Genomic DNA, 19,238 nt, shown 5'->3' with positions numbered 1-19,238 from the left:
TCGCCTTACCCCCGCCCTAGTCCCCGGATGGCCCGTCGGGGGCCCAATAGAACCCGTCCAGGCCGTAGAGCCCGAAGTGCGCGCCGGGGTCCCAATTCCAGATACCCGTCTCCGGCACGTTCATCAGCCCGTCGCGCACGACGATCGGCTGCAGCACGCCGGCGACGAGGCCGATGGTGAAGAGGTTGTCGGCATGGATCGACAGCATTTCCGCCCAGATTCGCCGGCGGGCCTCCTTGCCCTCGGCCGCGTACCAGTCATGCAGCAGGTCCATCAGCCGCTTGCCGACCTCCATGTCGGGCGGGCTGCCGGCATTGCCGTTGGTTTCCACATACTGACCCCAGTCGGACCATTGATATTGCACCTGGTGGGCGGGCGCGAGTTCGTCCGGCGTCATGTCCGCGGTCGCGATGCCGTTCTCCAACCCGGAGGATATCGCCATCTGCGTCTCCCCCGCATAGATGCGCCGGCGCATGCTCTCCAGGTTCAACGGCTTGATATAGAGGCGAATTCCAACCTCGTACCAGCTATCCTTGATGAGCTGAAGGACATCGGTTTCCTCCGTCGTCGAGCCGGCGGTCTCGACGATGATCTCCACCGGATCGCCGTTCGGATAGGTGCGCACCCCGTCGATCATCCGGCGCTCCAACCCCATCTCGTCGAGCAGCGCGTTGGCACGGTCCAGGTCGAAATCCGTCCATTTCTCGCGATAATCCGGGCGATAGAGCGGGCTTTCCGGCAGCAGGGTATTCTGTCCCTCGATCGCGAGGCCGTAATAGATCACCCGGTTGATCTCGTGCCGGTTGGTGGCGAGGCTGAGCGCCCGGCGGAAGCGCGGGTCGCGCACCAGCGCGCGATAGCGCGGATCGCCGTGCGTCAGATTGGGGAAGAGCGCCAGATGCGCGCCCTTCGCGATGCGCCAGAGATGGGTCTTGTAGCCGACCCGCTCCTCGTTCCGCTTAAGCAGCGTGTAGTCGTCGAAACCGAGATAACGGCCCTGAAGATCCGCGTCCCCGGTCGCGACCTTGCCGGGGATCAGGCCGGATTCCGTGATATCGAGGATAATCCGGTCGGCATAGGGCAGTTGCCGGCCGTCGAGGTCGATCTTGTGATAATAGGGGTTGCGCTCGAAGATCAGGCGGCTCGCCGTCTGCTCGGTCACCGGATGCCAGGGCTGAAGTACCGGCAGATCCGGATTGTCCATGCGATAGAGGTGGCCCATCTTGGTATGCAGGGCGCCCCAGCTTCGCTGTCCGGATGCCTCCACCTTCGCCGTCAGCGCGACGGGCTCGGCATAGTCCACATGGAACTGCTTCAGGTAATGCGCGGGTGCGTAGATATAGGACGGCGTCGCGCGCGCCAGGCTCGGCAGGAAATCCGGGTTGGGGTTGGACCAAGCGTAACGGACCGTGGTTTCGTCGATCACCGTGACCTCGGGATACTCCCCCTGCACTTTGAGGAAGATCGGCGGGCCGACGGGATAGAGATCCTCGTTATTCGCCATGTCCTCCCAGAAATACCGGAAATCCTCCGTCGTGAAGGGATGGCCGTCGGACCAGCGATGCCCCCGGCGCAGATGCAGGGTGAAGACGCGGTCGCCCTCCACCTCCACGCGCTCCAGGATATCCGGGACGATCTCCAGATCGCGGTCGTACTTCACCAGCCGCGCATAGCCGTAGACGGTAAGCTGGCGGCTGTCCTTCGCCCGGCTCATCAGCATGCGGATATCGCCGCCATGGCGTCCCGGCGTTTGGCCGCGCGCGGCGAAATCGATCAGGGCGGGGCGCCTCGGCGCGCGCTGCTCCACCGGGGGCAGGGTGCCGTCGGCCACCCGGTCGGCGAAATAGGGCACATCCTCCAGCGGCGGGGTGAAATCAACGGCCGGGGCTGGCGCCGACGATAGCCCCACTCCGATCAGCGCCACCGCGATTCCCCGGAAAGCCCTGGCCCCCCCGATCCGTCTCATGCGGCCGTGCCCTCCGTTCGGATCATCGGTGCCCGGCGCACGAAATGGCCGTCCGCCACCTCGACCAGCCTCGGCAGGTGGGCGTCATCCTCCGTGAAGGGTGCGGGCCAGGCCCCGGGGTCCGAGGCGCGCGCGCCCGCCAGGTGATCGAAATCGAGCGGCCGGTCCGGGTTCGGCTCCGGCACCGCCCGCAGAAGGGCCTGGGTATAGGGATGGCGCGGTTCGCGGAACAACGCCGCGCGCGGGGCCATCTCGACCAGCCGTCCCCGGCACATCACCGCGATCCGGTCGGCGACGTAATCCACCACCGCCAGATTGTGGCTGATGAACAGGGTGGTGAGGCCCAGCGCGCGCTGCAGGTCCTTCAGCAGGTTCAGGATCTGCGCCTGGATCGAGACGTCGAGGGCGGAGACCGGCTCGTCGCAGATCAGGATTTCCGGACGCAGCGCCAAGGCCCGCGCGATCCCGATGCGCTGGCGCTGCCCGCCGGAGAAGCTGTGCGGATAGCGGTTGAGATGACGCACGTCGAGACCGACCAGCCCCATCAATTCCTTGGCGAAGGCCTTGCGCTCCGCCGGGCTGCCGATGCCATGGATGTCGAGCGGCTCGGTAACGATGTCCAGCACCGTCATGCGCGGGTCCAGGCTGGAGAACGGGTCCTGGAAGATGAATTGCATCGTCCGGCGGAAGGCTTTCAGCCGATCCCCCTCCAGCGTCAGGACGTCTGTATCCGTCACGCCGTCGGAATAGACGACGCCGCCGCTGTCCGGCCGGATCGCGCGCATCAGCATCTTGCTGACGGTGGTCTTGCCGCACCCGCTTTCCCCGACGAGGCCGAGGCACTCCCCCCGGCGAAGCTGGAAGCTCACCCCGTCCACGGCCACCACCCGGTGCGCCGCCGGGTCGTCGGCACGCGCGAGGAAACCCCGCTTGCGGATGGTGAAGCTCTTGGTCAGGGCGCGCACGTCCAGCACCGGGCGGTTCGGATCGGCCCCCTCCGGTGGCGTCACGCGGCGCGCGGTGAGGCGGGTGGCGTCGGGCTCGATCGCGCGGATCGGCACCAGCCGCTCCCCCGGCTTCATGTCGAAGCGCGGCACCGCGCGCAGCAACGCCTTCAGATAGGGATGGCGCGGGTCGTGAAAGATGTCCGCGCGGCGCCCATGCTCCATGACCCGGCCGTGATACATCACGACCACTTCCTCCGCGACATTGGCGACGACCCCCAGATCGTGGGTGATCATCAGTACCGCCATGCCGAGTTCCGCCTGCAGGTCGCGGATCAGTTTCAGGATTTGGGCCTGTATCGTGACGTCGAGGGCCGTCGTCGGCTCGTCCGCGATCAGCAATGCCGGATGACAGACCAGCGCCATCGCGATCATCGCGCGCTGGCGCAGTCCGCCGGACAGCTCGAACGGATAGGTGCGCAGCGCGCGCGCCGGGTCGGGGAAGCCCACCATGCCCAGCATCTCGCGCGTCAGCGCCGCGATTTCCGCCGCGCTGCCGCCGCGATGGAGTTCCACCGCCTCCCCGATCTGATTGCCGATCGTGTGCAGCGGCGAGAGCGAGGTCATCGGCTCCTGGAAGATGATGGAGATGCGCCCGCCCCGGATGCCACGCATCGCCGTGCCGTCGCGCGGCAGGGCGGCGATATCGACCGGCGGGGCGTCGGGACCGTTGCCGGGATCGCGGAACAGGATATGGCCGCCCATGACCCGCGCGGCCTTCGGCAGGATGCCCATGATAGATTGGGCCACGACCGACTTGCCGGAGCCGCTTTCCCCGACGAGCGCGACGGTGCCGCCGGGCGGCACGCGGAAGCTGACGCCCCGCACCGCCTCCAGCGTCCCGTGGTCGAGCGTGAAGCCGATCCGCAGGTCGCGCACCTCCAGAAGATTGCCCGTCATGGGCCGCGATCCTCCCTTCCGGCGGCGGGTCCGCCGGTCCCCTCGGTCTCGTCCGCCTCGGTCTCGTCAGTTTCCGCGTCGTCCTCCCCGGCCCGGCCGAGTGGCCGACCGGCGGCGGCGAAATTGTGCACGCTGGTCTCGTCGACGTCGACGGTTCCCTCGCGCACCGCGCGGGCCGCGCGGGCCAGAAGATCGTCGAAGCCTTCGATCGTCGATTCAACGGAAATCTTGGTGACGCGGTTCTTTTGCTCGGCCGTGTCGTCGGAACCGGCCCGGCCCTTCAATGTCAGAACCAGCCAGCCCGCGCCCTCGCGCCCACGCTTGGTGGTGTAATAGCGCAGCTTCGCTGCGCGCAGCCCGTCCCAATCGATCGTGCCGGGCAGGAAGCCGTGCTGGCGCACGTGCCCCTCCTCCAGCACCCAGGACGCGCGATAGCGCAGGATCGTGCGCGCCAGATAAACGGCGAAGATCGCCGCGCACAATCCCAGCACGACACCGACCGCCAGCAAGGGCTCGATCATCATCAGCGGTCCCGCCGTCAGGGCGAGGCCAAGCAGCGCGCGCGCCAGATCGCCATGCAGCAGACGGCGTGGATAGCGCAGGACCAGCGGCCCGTCCGCTTGGCTCGATCCGCCGCGTGCCGCGCCGTCCATGCCGGTATCGCCGCGCTCACGCGCGATTTGTCGCAGCCTTTCGCTCATCCCGCCTCCGGTTCCTCATGATCGCGGCCCAAACCGTCGACGGGCGCGACCAGGATCGCGGCCGGATGCGCCGCGACCGTCTCCAGGAAGGCGGCGGTGAAATCCCAGGTGCCGCCGTCATGGTCCCGATGATGGGTAAGGAGGCCGGTCGGCTCCGTCGGGTCCGTTTCATCTCCCGTCTTTCCATCCGTCCCGGCGCTTGCTTCCCATCGGGCCGTCAGATGGGCGACCGCCTGATCCAGCGCCGCTTGCGTGCCGAGGAAGCCGCGCGTCCCTTTCCAGTCGATCGGATCGACATGGGTGTTGAGGCGGCGCCCCCGCTCCGCCCGCGCGCGGGCCTTGAAGGTGGAGACACCGGCCCAGCCGTCCGCGACCAGCCTGTCCGCCAAGTCCGGATTGATCCGGTTCCAGGGCGGCACGAAAAGGGGGAACAGCCGCCCCCCCAGACTCTCGGCCAGCAGGCGGCGGCCGTCCTCCACCTCCGCCCGGCGCGTCGCCAGCGGTCGGTCCGCGCCGAATTCCGCCTTTTTCCGGCCTTCCGGCGCATGGTTCGCGTGGGCGAGGCCGTGGGGCAGTACCGCCACGCCGGGCCCGGCCGCGTTGACGGCCGCCACCGTGTCGTCGTCCAGATCGCGTGGAATGACCGCCAGCCCCAACGGCCGTGCCGTGCCCGCCAGGCTCAGCAGCCGGTCGAGCGCGGGCGCGATCGCGCCCGCATCGTCGTCCCGCCACCAGAAGGTCGCGTGCGCCCCACCCTCGGCCAGCCGGTCGATGGCGGCCGTGAAACGGGCCCAGGCCGCGGCCTCCGCCCCGTCGCGCCGCCCGGAAGCGAGCGGTGCCGCCGCGGTGGGCCGCGTCGCCTGATTGTACGCTCCACCCTGGGATCGCGCCATCGATGGCCCCCCGAAAATCTTCCCTCGAAAGCCCTAGTCAAAGCCTTAGCCGAGCCCGCGCACCCCGGCAAGCGCGGCCAGGATGCGCGCGCTCTCCCCCGCGCCGTCGAGGGACGGCGGCGGGACACGGTCGCGCGGGCCGCCCGCCGCCCGGGCCAGGGCCCTCTCCACCGTCTCGGTCAGCCGTTGGGGGGTGAGCGCGCCCTCCGGCAGCACCAGCGCCTCCCCCCGCGCGGCCATCAGGCGCGCGCGCATGGGCTGCTCGCTTTCCTTGCCGTCCGGCCCGGCGAAGGGGATCAGGATCGCCGGCGGCCCGGCGCACCAGAGATCGACGGCCGTGTTATAGCCCGCCTGACTGATCGACAGCGCGGCGCCAGCCAAGGCCCGCCGGAATGCCGGCCCGTCGAGCGCGGGCTCCAGCGTGATGCCCTCGCGGGTGGCGAGCCGCGCGGTCAGACGCGCCCGCGCCGCGTCCGGCAGCTTCGGCCCGCCCAGCAACCGCCAGGGCCGCCCAGCACCCGCCGGGGCAGCGCCGTGGTGTGATCGGGCTTGGATCGCGGCTTCGACCGCCGCTTCCAGCAGCGTTTCCCCGACCGCCCCGCCGCCGACGGAAACCAGGATGGGCGCGTCCGGTCGATCGCCATGCCATGGCGGCAGATCCTCCATCGGGGCGACATAGCCGGTCGTGGCGATGCGCCCCGCCAGCGCGTCGGCCGGGGGGAAGCTCGCGGAGAGCGGCGCGAAATTCGTGTCCCCATGAACCAGGATGCGGTCGTAAAGGGCTTCGGCGCGGGCCAGCGTCTCCGCGTTGCGCGCCGGGTCGGTCTTCGCCACCAGGATATCGCGCAGGGAACAGGCGACGGCCGCCCCGGCCTGCCGCGCCTGGGCCGCCAGGGGCTCGATCTCCCGGCGCAGGCGCCGCCGGGCGAAGGGATAGCCCTCGATCAACAGGACCGCCGGGGCGCGCTCCGCGATGGCCGTTTCAAGCCGCCGCGCCCGTGCCGCCCAATGCGCGTCATCGACCGGCCGGCCCGCGCCGTCGACCAACGCGCTGAAGGACGCGTCGGCCGCGTGGATCGCCGGCAGCGGCAGGGCGGCGACGCCGTCCGGCACGGCCTCGCCCGGTGTGCCGTCCGGGTCCTCGTTCACCGTCATCTCGACCGCCAACCCAGCCTCCACGCAGGCCCGCGCGATCAATCTGGCCCGGTTCAGATGTCCGACGCCCAGCAGATGCTGGACATGGAAAAGCAGGCGTGGCGGCGCGCTCACGATGCGGGGCCCTCCGGTTTGGGGCTGTCGGTGAGGGGGATGTTCAGCCGCTCGACCGACGGCGTGCCGTCGGGGGCGAGGCGGAAGAGGTGCGCCGTCCCGTCGCGCAGCTTGGCGGGCGGCTTTCCCCGGAAGTCCCAGCCCGCCGCCCGGGCCATCACCACCCGGATGATGCCGTTATGGCAGAGGGCGAGGGTGCCGGGCTCCTGCCCCGCCCGCTCCCGCAGCCAGGGGGCGAGGCGGGCCAGCACCATCGCGGGGCTCTCCCCCTTCGGCGGGGTGAAGTCCCAGCCGCGCGCCTCGTTCGCCGTCATCGCCTCGCCCAGGCGCGCGCGCAGATCGGCCAGCCGCTGCCCCTCCCAGGCGCCATAATGCATCTCGGCCAGACGCGGATCGGTCGGCGGCGGCGCGCCCAGCAGCAGTTCGGCCGTGCGCCGCGCGCGGGCCAGCGGGCTGGCGACCGGCAGCAGGTCCGCCGCCTCCGCCGGCAGGCGCCATGTGGCGACCCACCCCTCGCCCGCCGGGTCCAGCGCGATATCGGTGCGACCCTGCAACAATCCGGCCCGGTTCCAGGGCGTCGGCGCGTGGCGGATCATCATCAGGCGGGTCATGGCTGTACCCGCCCCGATACCCGCCCCGTCAGACCGTCGAGGGCGCGGCGAAGATGGTCCGCCCCCGCCGCCATGCCGTGCCGCCGATCGGCGTGGTCGCGGGCGGCCCGGCCCATCGCGAGGCGTCGATCCGGGTTCGAAACGAGTTGCCGGAGCGCCGCCGCGAAGGCGCCCGCATCCCCTTCCGGCGCGAGCAGGGCCGTTTCTCCAGCCCGTACCAGGGAGCGTGGACCCGGCCGGTCTCCGACGATGGCCGGCAGGCCGGCGGTCTGGGCCTCGATCAGGGCGAAGCCGAATGCCTCCGACACCGCCGGCCAGACGAAGATATCCCCGGCGGCGAAGAGGTCCGCCACCGCCTCCACCCCCACCATGGATAGAAGTCGGGATTCCGGCAGGTCCGTGAACATCGCCGCCACCTCCGCCCGGGCCGGGCCGTCCCCGGCGGCGATCAGGTGCCAGCGGCCCGCATCGGGGGTGAGGGTGCGCAACGCCGCCGCCAGCACGGCGTAGGACCGGCTCTTCGCTCCCGGTCGCATCATCGCCGCCGTGACACACCAGCAGGCGGCCGGGTCCAGCCCGTGCGCCGCCGCCAGCCGCGCCCGCGCCGCCGCCCGGTCGGCGGATCGGAACGGTTCCGTGTCGATGAAGGGCGGCAGGGCTTCCTGCCGTGCGCCGGGCTTGAGAAGCGGGGCGACGGCGGGCGGGTCATCCGGATTGGGTTGCAGGATCAGGTCGGCCGCGCGGATCGCGTCTTCGGCCGCGCGGGCGAAGACGGCATGGGGGCCGTCCCGGCGTCCGGGCGCGTGGCTCGCCTCCACCAGCACATAGGGGATGCCCAGCGCGGCGGCGACACGCGGCCCCAACAGATCCGGCGCCTTGTAATAGCAGTGATAGGTGAGCCAGCAGGCCGGCGGGTCGGCGCGCAGCCGGTCGATCAGCCGCGCGGCCTCCACCTCCGCCGTTTCGATCAGGCGCGTCTGGGCGGCCGGGTCGCCGGCGCCGTCGCGGCTCTTGAAGGAACTGGCCAGGAAGGGGCTGTAGCCCGCGCGCGACAGCCCCTCCATCAGCGCGCGCGCCATGCGGCGGTCGCCGCTCGGCCTCGGGTCGTCGGGCGGTTTCATCGGGGCGTGGAAGGCGACGGGCGGTGATGTGCTGCGCGGCATTCGGATCACGCCACGCGGCGGCCGGCAGGCAGGCCGAAGCGCGCGGCCAGATCGTCGAGGCACCGGCGCGCGTCGAAATCCCGCCGCACCCGGGCCTCCCCCGCCGCGCCCAGACGGCGGCGCAGGGCCATGTCGCCGATCAACGCGGCCAACGCCGCCGAAAGCGCGTCCCGATCGCCGGGCGGGACGAGGCGGCCGGTCTCGCCGTCCGCGATCAACTCCGGTATCGCCGAGACGGCGGTGGACAGCACGGGCAGACGCTGGCTCTGCGCTTCCATCAGGACGTTCGGCATGCCGTCGCGGTCGCCGTCTTGCGCGATCCGGCTGGCCAGCACGAAAAGATCGCTTTCCCGCATGGCGGCCAGCACGGCCTCCTGGGAGCGGGCGCCGCGCCAATCGATCCGATCGGCGATGCCCGCGTCCGCCGCCTGTTCGGTCAGGCGTTCCTTCAAGGCGCCGCCCCCGATATGGACGAGTCGCCAGTCGAGTGCCTGCGGCAGGGCGGCCAGCGCCGCGATCAGATCGTCGTAACCCTTCTTCTCCACCAACCGCCCGACGGAGAGCAGGCGCACCGGGCCTCCGGCTCCGTCTTGAGTCATCGCCGCCGCCGGGGGGCGCGTCGGAGGCGGCGGAAATCGGTCGAGGTCGAGCCCGTGATAGACCAGCGCCACCCGCTCCGGCGCCGGGGCGAGGGCGCGCAGATGGGCGGCGCCGCTGGCCGTGCAGGTCGCGACCCACTCCGCCTCCGCCAGCTTTCCGGCGAGGTCCCAATCGGGCGTCGTCCAGATATCCTTGGCGTGGGCCGAGCCGCTCCACGGCAGGCCCCGCATGATGGCGGCATAGCGCGCGACGCTCGCCGGGGTGTGCAGGAAATGGAAATGCAGTCGCCGGACATCGGCCGGCAGCTCCGCCGCCAGCACGCAGGCCTGACCGAAGCGGCGCAGGCGGTTCGGTGTCGGCTCGCGGCGCAGATCGCGCAGGAAGGCGCGCCGCGCCGCCTTGTAGCCCGGCAGACGTCGTGCCCGCCACCAAGCCGCCAGCACGCGGCCCGGCGCGTCCTTCAGATATTCCGGCAGATAGGTGACGGGCGCCGCGATCTCCTCATGGATCGGATGGCGCGCCCGATCGGTCGGATGGCGCAGGGAGACGATGCGGATATCCAGCCCGCGCCGCTCCAACCCCAGGATTTCCTGGGCGATGAAGGTTTCGGACAGGCGGGGATAGCCCTTCAACACGAACGCGACCGCGCCCACCGATTTCGCGCCCATCGATTCCTCGCCCATCGAGTCCTCATTGTCTCTCGGTTCCGCGCGGGTCAGGCTCGTCGCTCGACCACGTCCAGCGCGTCGGGCTTCCGGGGCGCGTCGATCAGATGGCGGGCCAGACGGTCGACATTGTCCAGCCCGTCGAGCAGCCCGGGCACCACGCGTTCCGACGGCCTGGGCTGTTGCGGCAGGTGGCGCAAGGCGGTCGCCATGCGCGCCGGGTCGATGGCGTCGCGGTCGCGCAGCATGGCGACAAGGCCGAGTTCCTGCGCGCGGCTGGCGCGGATCAACTGTTCCCGTCTCGGTGTGGTGCGCGGGACGATCAACGCGCGTTTGTCGAAGGACAGGATCTCGCAGAAGGTATTGTAGCCGCCCATGGCCACGACCGCGTGCGCCCCGTCCATCAGCGCCTCCAGGTGCGCGTCGAAGGTCAGGCACTCCACGGCCGGCAAATGCTCCACCCGGGCGAGGAACTCGTTCTGCCGGTCGGACTGCATGAAGGGTCCGAAGACGATCAACGCCGGGTGCGGCAAGTCGCGGTCGTGCTCATAGGCGGCGATCACGCGGTCGACCATCTCCTCTCCGTCGCCGCCGCCGCCCGGCGTCACCAGGATATAGGGACGATCGAACAGGGGCGCTTGCGCCGGCGTGGCGCAGTCGCGCGACACCTCGCGCCTGAGATAGCCGGTATAGCTCAGCTTGCGCAGGATTGAGGGCGGGATGTCGAGTCCTTCCAGCGGCTCGTGAATCTGCGGCAGGCCGTAGACCCAGATGTCGTCATAAAGTTCCGCCAGCGCGGGCAGGACGTTCTTGCGCGCCCACTCCGGGGCCAGGAGGTCGGGATCGTCCATCACGTCGCGCAGGCCGAGGACGCGGGGCACGCCGCGTTCCTTCAGCATCCAAAGAGTCTCCTCCACCTCTCCGCGCAGCCCCAGCGGTTCCTTGTCCACGATGAAGAGGTCGGGATCGAAGGTTTCCGCCGTGTGGCGGATGATCGAGGCGCGCAGATCCAGCGTATCCTCGATGTCGATATGCAGCTTCAGCGAGGTGTAATCGCCGTTGCGCAGCTTTATGACCCCCGGGATGCGCACGAAATCGACCCGCGCGCGGAAATCGAAACTGCCGATGATGGGCGAACCGGAGAGGATCAGGACGGAAACGTCCTTGTTCCGCTCGACCAGCGCATGCGCGATCGCCCGGCACCGGCGCAGATGGCCCAGGCCGAATGTGTCGTGGCTGTAGAGCAGGACGCGGCTATGCGCCGCGGCGCCCTCGCGACTCGCCTCGGAGCGCGTGCGTCCAAAACGCCCGAACCGCCGGGTGCCCGGCGGCATCGCGCCTTTCACCCCGTCCGGGCCGGTGTCGTGATCGTTCCTCATGCGTCGGCGCGTGCCGCTCCCACTCCCGTCGCCCCCGTCGGCGAAGTGCGTCGGCCGGGCCCGCAAGGGGGTCCGAGCGCGGCCACTATGGCACAGCCCCGCGTCCGCGCAAATCACGGGATTGCGCGGAGCCGCTCCGCCGGGCACTGTCCGGGGAGGATTTCCCGTCTCGTCTACGAAAAAAAGAGTGCGTGTCATGTCCCGTCTCGATTCCGTGATCCGGCGCCTGACGGCGCAGCGCGCCTGCCTGGATCAGGCGGCCCGGCATATCGCGGATCGCGACGGCGTGGTGCTGGAACTGGGCCTCGGCAATGGGCGCACCTTCGATCATCTGCGCACGATCCTGCCGGACCGGGCGATCTATGTCTTCGAGCGCGAGGTGCGCGCGCATCCCGATTGCATCCCCGCCGAGGAGCGGCTGTTCCTGGGCGACGTGCTGGAGACCCTGGAGCGCGCGGCGGAGACCTTGGCCGGGCGTGCGATCCTGGTCCATAGCGATATCGGCACCGGCGATTCCGCGCGCAACGCCATGCTGGCGGGCGATATCGCCGAACGCCTGCCGCCCCTGCTGGCGCCCGGCGCGATGCTGGTCAGCGACCAGATGCTGCCGCTTGATGCCGCCGTTCCCCTCGACCCGCCGGAAGGCGTGGCGCCCGGGCGCTATCAGATGGCGGTCTGGAATGGGGCCCAGGGTCGGGTCTAGGATCGGACCCGGGACCGGGCTTAGAATCGGGCCTCGGGATCGGGCTCAAACATCCAGATCGACGATGACCGGCGCGTGGTCGGAGGGCTTCTCCCAGCCACGCGCATCCTCCAGCACGGACATGTGGCGCAGCGTGCCGTCGAGCCCGGGCGAGAGCCAGACATGGTCCAGCCGCCGGCCGCGATCGGCCTTGCGCCAGTCCTTCGCGCGATAGCTCCACCAAGTGTAGAGCCGTTCCGGCGCGGGCGTCAGGGTGCGCATCGCGTCGGTCCAGCCGAAGGCTTCCTGCGCGGCGGTCAGCCCCTCGGTCTCCACCGGGGTGTGACTGACCACCTTCAGCAGTTGCTTGTGCGACCAGACGTCCGATTCAAGCGGCGCGATATTGAGGTCGCCGGCCAGCAGGATCGGCCGTTTCGGATCGCGGTTGGCGGGGAACCAGGATTTCATTTCGTCGACGAAATCGAGCTTGTGGCGGAACTTGTCGTTGACCGCCGGGTCCGGCTCGTCGCCGCCGGCGGGGACATAGAGGGAATGAACCTCCACCCCGTTCGGCAGGGTCGCCAGCACATGACGCGCATCCTCCCGGCCGGCCCAGTGATGGCCGCCCGGTTCCGCCAGCGGATGCTTGGACAGGACGGCGACGCCGTTATAGCTCTTGATCCCCCGGAACAGGCTGTGCGTCAGCCCCAGATCCTGCAGGGCCGCGACGGGGAAATCCTTGTCCTGGACCTTGGTTTCCTGAAGCAGCACGACATCCGGGTCGGTCTCCTCCACGAGGTGGCGCAGGAGATCGATACGCAGGCGAACCGAATTGATATTCCAGGTGACGAAGCGCATTGGCGGCTTTCTCTTGTGCTGACATCCATGAAGCCCCCGCCGGTCGAGACAAAAGCCCACGGCTATCGGCGGCAGCGTGGCGGATCGGTTGGGGGAGCATGCCGATATCGGCACCGCACCTCAAGGCTTCGCGGCTCTCGGGTGGTGGTATCGCGATGCGGGGCGGTAAAAGAGGGAACGAGAGCCCTGCGCGTCGCGCGCGGTCATGCGGCCCGCGCCGTCTCCCGACGGCGGGCGTGATCGCGCGCCGCCTCGCCGAAGGCACGGAACATCGCCTGGGACAGCGGCCATTCCAGCGCCGTCGGATGTTCCGGATGCCATTGCACGCCGAGCGCGAAGCCGGGCGCGTCCTTGACGCTCACCGCCTCGATCACGCCGTCGTCGGCGACCGCCTCCACCATCAGACGGTCGGCCGGTCGGTCGATCGCCTGGGAATGCAGGCTGTTCACCATCACCTCCTCGGCGCCACCGTTGATCCGCGCGAGCAGGCCGCCTTCCGCGATCGCGATCGGATGGGCCGCGCCGTAGCGCGCGGAGATCGGCAGGTCGTAGGGTTCGCGGTGGTCACGCTTGCCCGGCAGTTCGTGGACATGCTGGTGCAACGTGCCGCCCAGCGCGACATTGAGTTCCTGATGGCCCCGGCAGACACAGAACAGCGGCAGGCCCCGCGTCAGCACCGCCTCGATCAGCGGCAGGGTCGTGGCGTCGCGGTCGGGGTCGCTCTTCACCCCTTCGCGCGCGGCCGGGCCGTCATAATGATGGGGCTCGACATTGGAGGGGCTGCCGGTCAGGAACAGCCCGTCCAGCCGGTCGAGCAGCGCGGCGACATCCGTCTCCGCCCCCAGCGGCGGCAGCATCACCGGCACCGCCCCCGAGGCGGCATGGATGGCGCGGACATATTTCTCCCCCACCTTGAAGGACCGCACGCCGTCGTCCGATTCCTGCGTACAGGCGATGATGCCGATCAGGGGTTGGGGGGTGAGGGTCGGGCGCTCGCTCATTGGGGTCGCTTTCCTAATTTGAACAATTGCATATGCACAATGGCGCATGCGGTATCGCTCGCGCGTCCTGTCGTCGCGATCACGCGGCTTTGATGGCGCGCGGGCCATCGGCGGCCGGAGGGGTGCTTGCCCAGCCCCGGACGGTCGGCCATATGCTGTCACGATATCCTCGCGGACCGATGACGGGCTAGCCCTAGCGCATGCAACAGATCGTGCAAGAGCTTTTGGCCTTCAAGGGCCTTGTGGTCGCATTCTGGCTCGCGCTCTTCTTCGTGGGGGAGCGCCTGTTCCCCGCCGACCCGGACGCGCCACGCGGATCGGCCGGGCGGGCCAGGCTGATCCGCAACGGAGGGCTTTTCCTGGTCAATATGGGCCTGTCGCTTTCCGTCGTGATTCCGGTCAGCGTGTGGGCGGCACAGACGGCGCCGGATTGGCGGGCGGCGGTCGCGCCCTGGTGGAGCGGCTGGGTGGGGCTGGTGCTCGATCTGCTGCTGCTCGATTTCCTGATCTATTGGTGGCACCGCGCGAACCACGAGATTCCCGCCCTGTGGCGCTTTCACGAGGTGCATCACCTCGACGCGCATCTCGACAGCAGTTCGGCCGTGCGCTTTCATTTCGGGGAGGTGCTGCTCTCCGCCCTGGTGCGGGCCTGCGTGATCCTGCTGCTCGACATCCCGCTCGCCAGTGTTCTGGTGTTCGAGGCGCTGGTGCTGTTGGCGGCGATCTTCCACCATTCGAATCTGCGGCTGCCGGCGGGCGTCGAGACCGCGCTCGGCCCCGTCATCATCACGCCCGCGCAGCATTGGGTGCATCACCACAAGATCCGCCGCGATACGGATTCGACCTACGGCACGGTGCTCAGCCTATGGGACCGTCTGTTCCGCACGCGCAGCGCCACGAAACGCCGGGCCGGCATGCCGATCGGCGTCGAGGGCCGGGAGGAACGCGGCTGGATTCGTCTGATCCTGACCCCCTTCATGCGCGGAGGTTAGCGATTACCCCCCTGCCCCGGGCCGTAGGGGTTTTGGAAGGTGAAGAGGGAGTCCTCGAGCGTGACGCCGAACCGTGGGTCGAGCAGCGTCACGCGGGTGCGCTGGCCCTGGGCGTCGCGGATTTCCCATTGCCGGAGCGTCATCGGATCGGCATTGAGCGTCACCGTGACGGAGCCGATATCCTCCTCTCCCGCATGGGTCAGTTCGAGGCGGACGAGACCCGCGCCGTGATCGACGCGGGCGACCGCGATCTCCCCGCCCAGCTCGAAATCCTCGCGCAGCAGCAGATAGGCGGGCGTGGTCTCCAGCGGCAGATAGGTCACCTCCTCCAGCCGGTGATCGACCAGGATGAAGAAGGTGCCGTTGGCGATCACCTCGATCGGGCTGGATTCGCCGTAATCGATATGCATGTGGCCCGGCCGCTTCATGGCGATGGTGCCGTCGAGATAGCTGCCGTCCGGGTTCGTCTGGATGAAGCGCGATTGCAGCGTGCCGATGCCGTTGAAATAGCGCTCGGCCGCCTCGATCAGGGCCTGGTCGCCTTCGCTCGCGCCTGACGCGGCGCGCGCCGTCGCGGGGATGCCGAAGGGCACCGCAGACAGGCCCGCGAACGCCAGCAGGCCCAATCCCGCCCGCCGCCGGGTCAGAACCGGGATGGCGTCTCCGCCACTATCGCGCGCCGTCTCATGCGCTGTGGTCGCCGACCAGGACCGCGCGCTTGCCCACATGGTTCGCCGCACTGACGACACCCTCCTTCTCCATTTGCTCGACGATCCGGGCCGCGCGGTTATAGCCGATCTGCAAGTGGCGCTGGATGAAGCTCGTGGAGCATTTTCCTTCGCGCGCCACCAGGGCAACGGCCTGATCGTAGAGCGACTCGTCGCCGCCGCCACCACCGCCGGACCCGCCGAAGGACTGGGAGGCGCCGCTGACGTCGGTGTCGAAACCTCCTGTCATGTCGTCCTCGTCGGTCACCGCGTCAAGATAGTCGGGCTCTCCCTGGTGCCGCAGATAGCCGCAGACGGCCTCGACCTCGCTGTCGTCGACGAAGGGGCCGTGGATGCGCGTGATCCGCCCGCCGCCGGCCATGTAGAGCATATCGCCCTTGCCGAGCAGCTGTTCCGCCCCCTGTTCGCCCAGGATCGTGCGGCTGTCGATCTTGCTGGTCACCATGAAGCTGATGCGGGTCGGGAAGTTCGCCTTGATGGTGCCGGTGATGACGTCGACCGACGGGCGCTGGGTCGCCATGATCAGATGGATGCCGGCGGCACGGGCCATCTGGGCCAGCCGTTGGATGGAGGCCTCGATCTCCTTGCCGGCGACCAGCATCAGGTCGGCCATCTCGTCCACGATCACGACGATATAGGGCATCGGGGTGAGGTCGAGCGGCTCCTCCTCGAAGATCGGCTTGCCGGTATCGGGGTCGAAGCCGGTCTGGACCGTGCGGTTGATGACCTCGCCCTTCTTGGCGGCGTCGGTCACGCGCTTGTTGTAGCCTTCGATATTGCGCACCGAGAGCTTGGACATCGCGCGGTAGCGGTCCTCCATCTCCCGCACCGTCCATTTCAGGGCGACGACGGCTTTCTTCGGGTCCGTGACGACCGGCGACAGCAGATGCGGGATGTCGTCATAGACGCTGAGTTCCAGCATCTTCGGATCGATCATGATGAAGCGGCACTGATCCGGCGTCAGCTTGTAGAGCAGCGAGAGGATCATGGCGTTGAGCCCGACCGACTTGCCCGAGCCCGTGGTGCCCGCGACCAGCAGATGCGGCATGCCGGCCAGATCCGCGATTTCCGGCGCGCCGCCGATATCCTTGCCCAGCACCATCGGCAGCTTCGCCTTCGAGCCGTCATAGGTGGTCGAGCCCAGAAGCTCCCGCAGGCCCACCATCTCGCGCCGTGCATTGGGCAATTCGATGCCGATCACGGATCGCCCGGGGACGGTCGCGATACGCACCGATATCGCGCTCATCGAGCGCGCGATATCGTCGGCCAGCCCGATCACCCGGCTGGTCTTCGTTCCGGGGGCCGGCTCCAGCTCGTAGAGCGTCACCACCGGCCCGGGGCGGACCTTCACGATCTCGCCCTTGATGCCGAAATCCTCCAGCACGCCTTCCAGCATCCGCGCGTTCTGCTCCAGCCCCTCGCGGTTCTGGCTCTGCGCGGCGGCGTCGACCTCGACATCCTCCAGCAGATCGAGCGTCGGCAGGTAGAAGGCGCCGTCCGTCGGCGGCAGGTCCAGCTTGCGCTGCCGGTCGGCGGCCGCGCGCTTGGCGGGGGCGGTCTTGGTCGGGGTCTCCACGCGGTCGGCGCGGGTTGGGCGCGCCTCCGGCGCGGGGCGTGGCGGCGTTCTTGGCCTGGCGCTCTTGGCGGGGCGGTTCAGATCGGGGCGGCTGAGGGCGGGCTCGACGCGTCCATCACCGCGCCCCACCAGACCGCGCATGGCGGGAACGAGGCCGCCCGCCTCGCGCACCGCGCCGCGCACCGCCCCATGGGTGGCGCCGACACCGCCGACCGTGCGCCGCCCCAGGCTGAGCCATTCGCCGAGCGTGATACCCATGACGAACAGCGTGAGGCCGAGGCCGAGCACGCCGAGCCCCAACGCCGTCCACCCCATCGGCAGATGTGGCAGAAGCGTCGTCCCATGTTGCACGCCAAGGGTACCGATCACTCCGCCGGCCCCCGCCGGTGTCGGTCCGGCGAGGGCGAGGGTGCCGCTCGCCCCGACCGCTTCGAGCGTGCCGAGCGCCAGGGCGGAGACGACGAGCGCCACCAGCGCGAGCACGGCGCGCCAACCGGCGCGGGCGAGCACCCGGTCCGCCACCAGCCGCCAGCCCCAGGCGGCCAGGATCGGCGCGCCAAGGGCGCTGGCCCAGCCGAGCCATTGCAACGCCAGGTCGGCGACGATCGCGCCGGGCAGGCCAAGCAGATTGCGCGCGCCGCCGCCGGAGGCGGTGTTGAGCGACGGGTCGCGCGCATCGAAGGTCAGCAGGGCCGCCAGATAGGCAAGCGCCAGCGCGATCAATAGAATCCCCGCGAGCTCGATCGCCCGGCGCTTCAGCATGTCGGCCATGCCGTCGGGGAGGAAGGTGGTGTTCCGTTCGCCGTTAACGCTCATCCGCTGACGTCCGTTCCGGTGCGCCCCTGAAAGTCATTCCGGTCCCGCATTCGGGCGTGAAGAAGGCGCCGTGGAATCCAGGATTCCACGCCACCCAGATCCGGCCCAACCAGACCCCGCCCAAGCTAGACCTTACCCATCCATGCAAGACGCGATCCGCGCGCAGGCATCGCGTGTCACCGCCGGGGCGTGGACGAGCGCGATGCGGACATGGGCATCCCCCGGGGTCGGGCCGGAGCATGCGTCTCCGCCCGCATGATTACCCGATTCGGCGCGCGCCATATAGCGTCCCGGCATCACCTTCACACCGTGCCGCTCCCACAGCGCGCGGGCCGCCGTCTCGCCGTCCGGGAAGGCGGGCCGCACGTCGAGCCACAGGAAGAAGGCCGCCTCCGGTCGCCGATAGCCCGGCAGATGGCCGAGCGCGCTCTCCGCGATATCGACAAGCTCGCCATAGCGCGCGCGGTTCGCCGCGACATGCGTCTCCTCGCCCCAGAGATGGGCGCCGGCATGCATCAGCGGCCCCGGCAGGGTGGCGCCGCCATAGCTGCGAACCCGCGCGATATCGGCGATCCGGCCCGCGTCGCCCGCGATGAAACCGCAGCGCAGCCCCGGTGCCCCCGACCGTTTCGAAAGCGAATTGAAGGTCAGCACATGGGAGAAGATGTCGGCCAGATTAGTCCCGGCCTCATCCATCCCCGCCGCGACCTCCAGCCCGCCCGGCGGGGGCCGGTCGAACCAGATCTCGGAATAGCATTCATCGACGGCCAGCGTGAAATCATGCGCGCGGGCCAGCTGGATCATCGCGGCGATCGCCCCGGCCTTGGCGACGGCGCCGGTCGGATTGCCGGGCGTGCACAGGAAACAGATGGCCGTGCGCGCCAGCACTTCCTCCGGCAGGCCGGCATAGTCCGGCGTGAAATCGTTCTCCGGCGTCGTGGCGACCGGGATCAGGTCGCAATCGGCCATATAGGCCCCGCCGGCATAGACGTGATAGAGCGGATTGGGCACGAGCACGGCCGGGCGCACGCCGTCCGGCAGGCGCGCCTGCTTGCGCGCGGCGGCGGCCAATGCCGCCTGGAACAGCGCTTCCCGGCTGCCGCTGGTGGCGATCACCTGCGTGGCCGGGTCGACCGACCCCGGTGCCAGGGCATAGCGCCGGACGAGCCAGTCGGCCACCGCGCCGCGATAGGCGTCGCTGCCCGGCGGCGGGGGGTAACGGCCGAAGAGGTCGGCTCGCGCCGCGATATCCGCCATGACATGGTCGGGGACGGCCGCCTGCGGCTCGCCGATCTGCATCGCGATGGGGACGAGGCCGTCCGGCGGCGTCACCCCGTCCACAAGGCGGTTCAGCCGCGCGAAGGGGAAATCCCCCATGGCTTCCAGCTTGTCCTGACCCATGACCGGCCCGCGTTCCCTTGTTCGAGGATCGGG

Annotated in this window: 16 protein-coding genes; 2 read left to right on the top strand and 14 right to left on the bottom strand. The window is 69.6% G+C overall.

Features of this window, described 5'->3' with window-relative positions; genetic code table 11:
- Positions 1-16 precede the first annotated feature (16 nt).
- The 9 genes from KAJ83_RS14005 to KAJ83_RS13965 are packed head-to-tail and all read right to left on the bottom strand — an operon-like array spanning position 17 to position 11,151.
- On the bottom strand, positions 17-1,966 hold the full coding sequence (locus KAJ83_RS14005) for an ABC transporter substrate-binding protein (RefSeq protein ID WP_210682703.1): 1,950 nt from the start codon (positions 1,964-1,966) through the stop codon (positions 17-19).
- The gene (locus KAJ83_RS14000) at positions 1,963-3,870 is read right to left on the bottom strand and encodes an ABC transporter ATP-binding protein (RefSeq protein WP_210682702.1); all 1,908 of its coding nucleotides are present in this window, start codon (positions 3,868-3,870) and stop codon (positions 1,963-1,965) included. The genes KAJ83_RS14005 and KAJ83_RS14000 overlap by 4 nt, the downstream gene beginning before the upstream one ends.
- A complete protein-coding gene (locus tag KAJ83_RS13995; RefSeq protein WP_210682701.1) occupies positions 3,867-4,571 on the bottom strand; it encodes a hypothetical protein in 705 nt (234 codons plus the stop codon). Before KAJ83_RS13995 ends, KAJ83_RS14000 begins: the two co-directional genes overlap by 4 nt.
- On the bottom strand, positions 4,568-5,464 hold the full coding sequence (locus KAJ83_RS13990) for a polysaccharide deacetylase family protein (RefSeq protein WP_210682700.1): 897 nt from the start codon (positions 5,462-5,464) through the stop codon (positions 4,568-4,570). Before KAJ83_RS13990 ends, KAJ83_RS13995 begins: the two co-directional genes overlap by 4 nt.
- A gap of 45 nt (positions 5,465-5,509) precedes the next feature.
- On the bottom strand, positions 5,510-6,733 hold the full coding sequence (locus tag KAJ83_RS19675; protein WP_210682699.1) for a glycosyltransferase family protein: 1,224 nt from the start codon (positions 6,731-6,733) through the stop codon (positions 5,510-5,512).
- Positions 6,730-7,344, bottom strand: coding sequence for a histidine phosphatase family protein (locus tag KAJ83_RS13980; protein ID WP_210682698.1), 615 nt, complete (start codon positions 7,342-7,344; stop codon positions 6,730-6,732). Before KAJ83_RS13980 ends, KAJ83_RS19675 begins: the two co-directional genes overlap by 4 nt.
- On the bottom strand, positions 7,341-8,507 hold the full coding sequence (locus tag KAJ83_RS13975) for a glycosyltransferase family 4 protein (protein ID WP_210682697.1): 1,167 nt from the start codon (positions 8,505-8,507) through the stop codon (positions 7,341-7,343). The genes KAJ83_RS13980 and KAJ83_RS13975 overlap by 4 nt, the downstream gene beginning before the upstream one ends.
- 5 nt (positions 8,508-8,512) lie before the next feature.
- Positions 8,513-9,790 carry a glycosyltransferase gene (locus KAJ83_RS13970; RefSeq protein WP_210682696.1) on the bottom strand — a complete coding sequence of 426 codons (1,278 nt, stop codon included), beginning with the start codon at positions 9,788-9,790 and terminating at the stop codon, positions 8,513-8,515.
- Between the two features lie 32 nt (positions 9,791-9,822).
- Positions 9,823-11,151, bottom strand: a complete 1,329-nt coding sequence (locus tag KAJ83_RS13965; protein ID WP_246484564.1) for a glycosyltransferase family protein — start codon at positions 11,149-11,151, stop codon at positions 9,823-9,825.
- A gap of 196 nt (positions 11,152-11,347) precedes the next feature.
- On the opposite strand from KAJ83_RS13965, the gene KAJ83_RS13960 reads away from it, so the two are divergent.
- A complete protein-coding gene (locus tag KAJ83_RS13960) occupies positions 11,348-11,854 on the top strand; it encodes a class I SAM-dependent methyltransferase (protein ID WP_210682695.1) in 507 nt (168 codons plus the stop codon).
- Positions 11,855-11,899: 45 nt separating this feature from the next.
- Here the strand turns inward: KAJ83_RS13960 and xth are convergent, their stop codons facing one another.
- Positions 11,900-12,691 (bottom strand): exodeoxyribonuclease III, encoded by a 792-nt coding sequence (gene xth, locus KAJ83_RS13955; protein ID WP_210682694.1) that lies wholly within the window; start codon positions 12,689-12,691, stop codon positions 11,900-11,902.
- 203 nt (positions 12,692-12,894) lie between these two features.
- A complete protein-coding gene (locus KAJ83_RS13950) occupies positions 12,895-13,692 on the bottom strand; it encodes a gamma-glutamyl-gamma-aminobutyrate hydrolase family protein (RefSeq protein ID WP_210682693.1) in 798 nt (265 codons plus the stop codon).
- 200 nt (positions 13,693-13,892) lie between these two features.
- On the opposite strand from KAJ83_RS13950, the gene KAJ83_RS13945 reads away from it, so the two are divergent.
- Positions 13,893-14,684, top strand: a complete 792-nt coding sequence (locus KAJ83_RS13945) for a sterol desaturase family protein (RefSeq protein WP_210682692.1) — start codon at positions 13,893-13,895, stop codon at positions 14,682-14,684.
- Here the strand turns inward: KAJ83_RS13945 and KAJ83_RS13940 are convergent.
- The 3 genes from KAJ83_RS13940 to KAJ83_RS13930 all read right to left on the bottom strand — a co-directional run bounded on the left by KAJ83_RS13940 (position 14,681) and on the right by KAJ83_RS13930 (position 19,205).
- Positions 14,681-15,424, bottom strand: coding sequence for a LolA family protein (locus tag KAJ83_RS13940; protein WP_210682691.1), 744 nt, complete (start codon positions 15,422-15,424; stop codon positions 14,681-14,683). The genes KAJ83_RS13945 and KAJ83_RS13940 overlap by 4 nt on opposite strands.
- Positions 15,369-17,804: an FtsK/SpoIIIE family DNA translocase gene (locus KAJ83_RS13935; protein WP_210682690.1), complete on the bottom strand. Its 2,436-nt coding sequence runs from the start codon at positions 17,802-17,804 to the stop codon at positions 15,369-15,371. The genes KAJ83_RS13940 and KAJ83_RS13935 overlap by 56 nt, the downstream gene beginning before the upstream one ends.
- A gap of 132 nt (positions 17,805-17,936) precedes the next feature.
- On the bottom strand, positions 17,937-19,205 hold the full coding sequence (locus KAJ83_RS13930; protein WP_210682689.1) for an aminotransferase class I/II-fold pyridoxal phosphate-dependent enzyme: 1,269 nt from the start codon (positions 19,203-19,205) through the stop codon (positions 17,937-17,939).
- Positions 19,206-19,238: the final 33 nt, after the last annotated feature.

This window comes from Marivibrio halodurans, assembly GCF_017963645.1.
In the GTDB taxonomy this organism is placed as follows: domain Bacteria; phylum Pseudomonadota; class Alphaproteobacteria; order UBA8366; family Aestuariispiraceae; genus Marivibrio; species Marivibrio halodurans.
This window is presented reverse-complemented; position numbering and strand designations above follow the sequence as displayed.

Bases quoted from the DNA above. Each gene is read 5' to 3' on its own strand.
- KAJ83_RS14005 (WP_210682703.1), bottom strand. From the start codon at position 1,966: ATGAGACGGATCGGGGGGGCCAGGGCTTTCCGGGGAATCGCGGTGGCG.
- KAJ83_RS14000 (WP_210682702.1), bottom strand. From the start codon at position 3,870: ATGACGGGCAATCTTCTGGAGGTGCGCGACCTGCGGATCGGCTTCACG.
- KAJ83_RS13995 (WP_210682701.1), bottom strand. From the start codon at position 4,571: ATGAGCGAAAGGCTGCGACAAATCGCGCGTGAGCGCGGCGATACCGGC.
- KAJ83_RS13990 (WP_210682700.1), bottom strand. From the start codon at position 5,464: ATGGCGCGATCCCAGGGTGGAGCGTACAATCAGGCGACGCGGCCCACC.
- KAJ83_RS13980 (WP_210682698.1), bottom strand. From the start codon at position 7,344: ATGACCCGCCTGATGATGATCCGCCACGCGCCGACGCCCTGGAACCGG.
- KAJ83_RS13975 (WP_210682697.1), bottom strand. From the start codon at position 8,507: ATGCCGCGCAGCACATCACCGCCCGTCGCCTTCCACGCCCCGATGAAA.
- KAJ83_RS13970 (WP_210682696.1), bottom strand. From the start codon at position 9,790: ATGGGCGAGGAATCGATGGGCGCGAAATCGGTGGGCGCGGTCGCGTTC.
- KAJ83_RS13965 (WP_246484564.1), bottom strand. From the start codon at position 11,151: ATGAGGAACGATCACGACACCGGCCCGGACGGGGTGAAAGGCGCGATG.
- KAJ83_RS13960 (WP_210682695.1), top strand. From the start codon at position 11,348: ATGTCCCGTCTCGATTCCGTGATCCGGCGCCTGACGGCGCAGCGCGCC.
- xth (WP_210682694.1), bottom strand. From the start codon at position 12,691: ATGCGCTTCGTCACCTGGAATATCAATTCGGTTCGCCTGCGTATCGAT.
- KAJ83_RS13950 (WP_210682693.1), bottom strand. From the start codon at position 13,692: ATGAGCGAGCGCCCGACCCTCACCCCCCAACCCCTGATCGGCATCATC.
- KAJ83_RS13945 (WP_210682692.1), top strand. From the start codon at position 13,893: ATGCAACAGATCGTGCAAGAGCTTTTGGCCTTCAAGGGCCTTGTGGTC.
- KAJ83_RS13935 (WP_210682690.1), bottom strand. From the start codon at position 17,804: ATGAGCGTTAACGGCGAACGGAACACCACCTTCCTCCCCGACGGCATG.
- KAJ83_RS13930 (WP_210682689.1), bottom strand. From the start codon at position 19,205: ATGGGTCAGGACAAGCTGGAAGCCATGGGGGATTTCCCCTTCGCGCGG.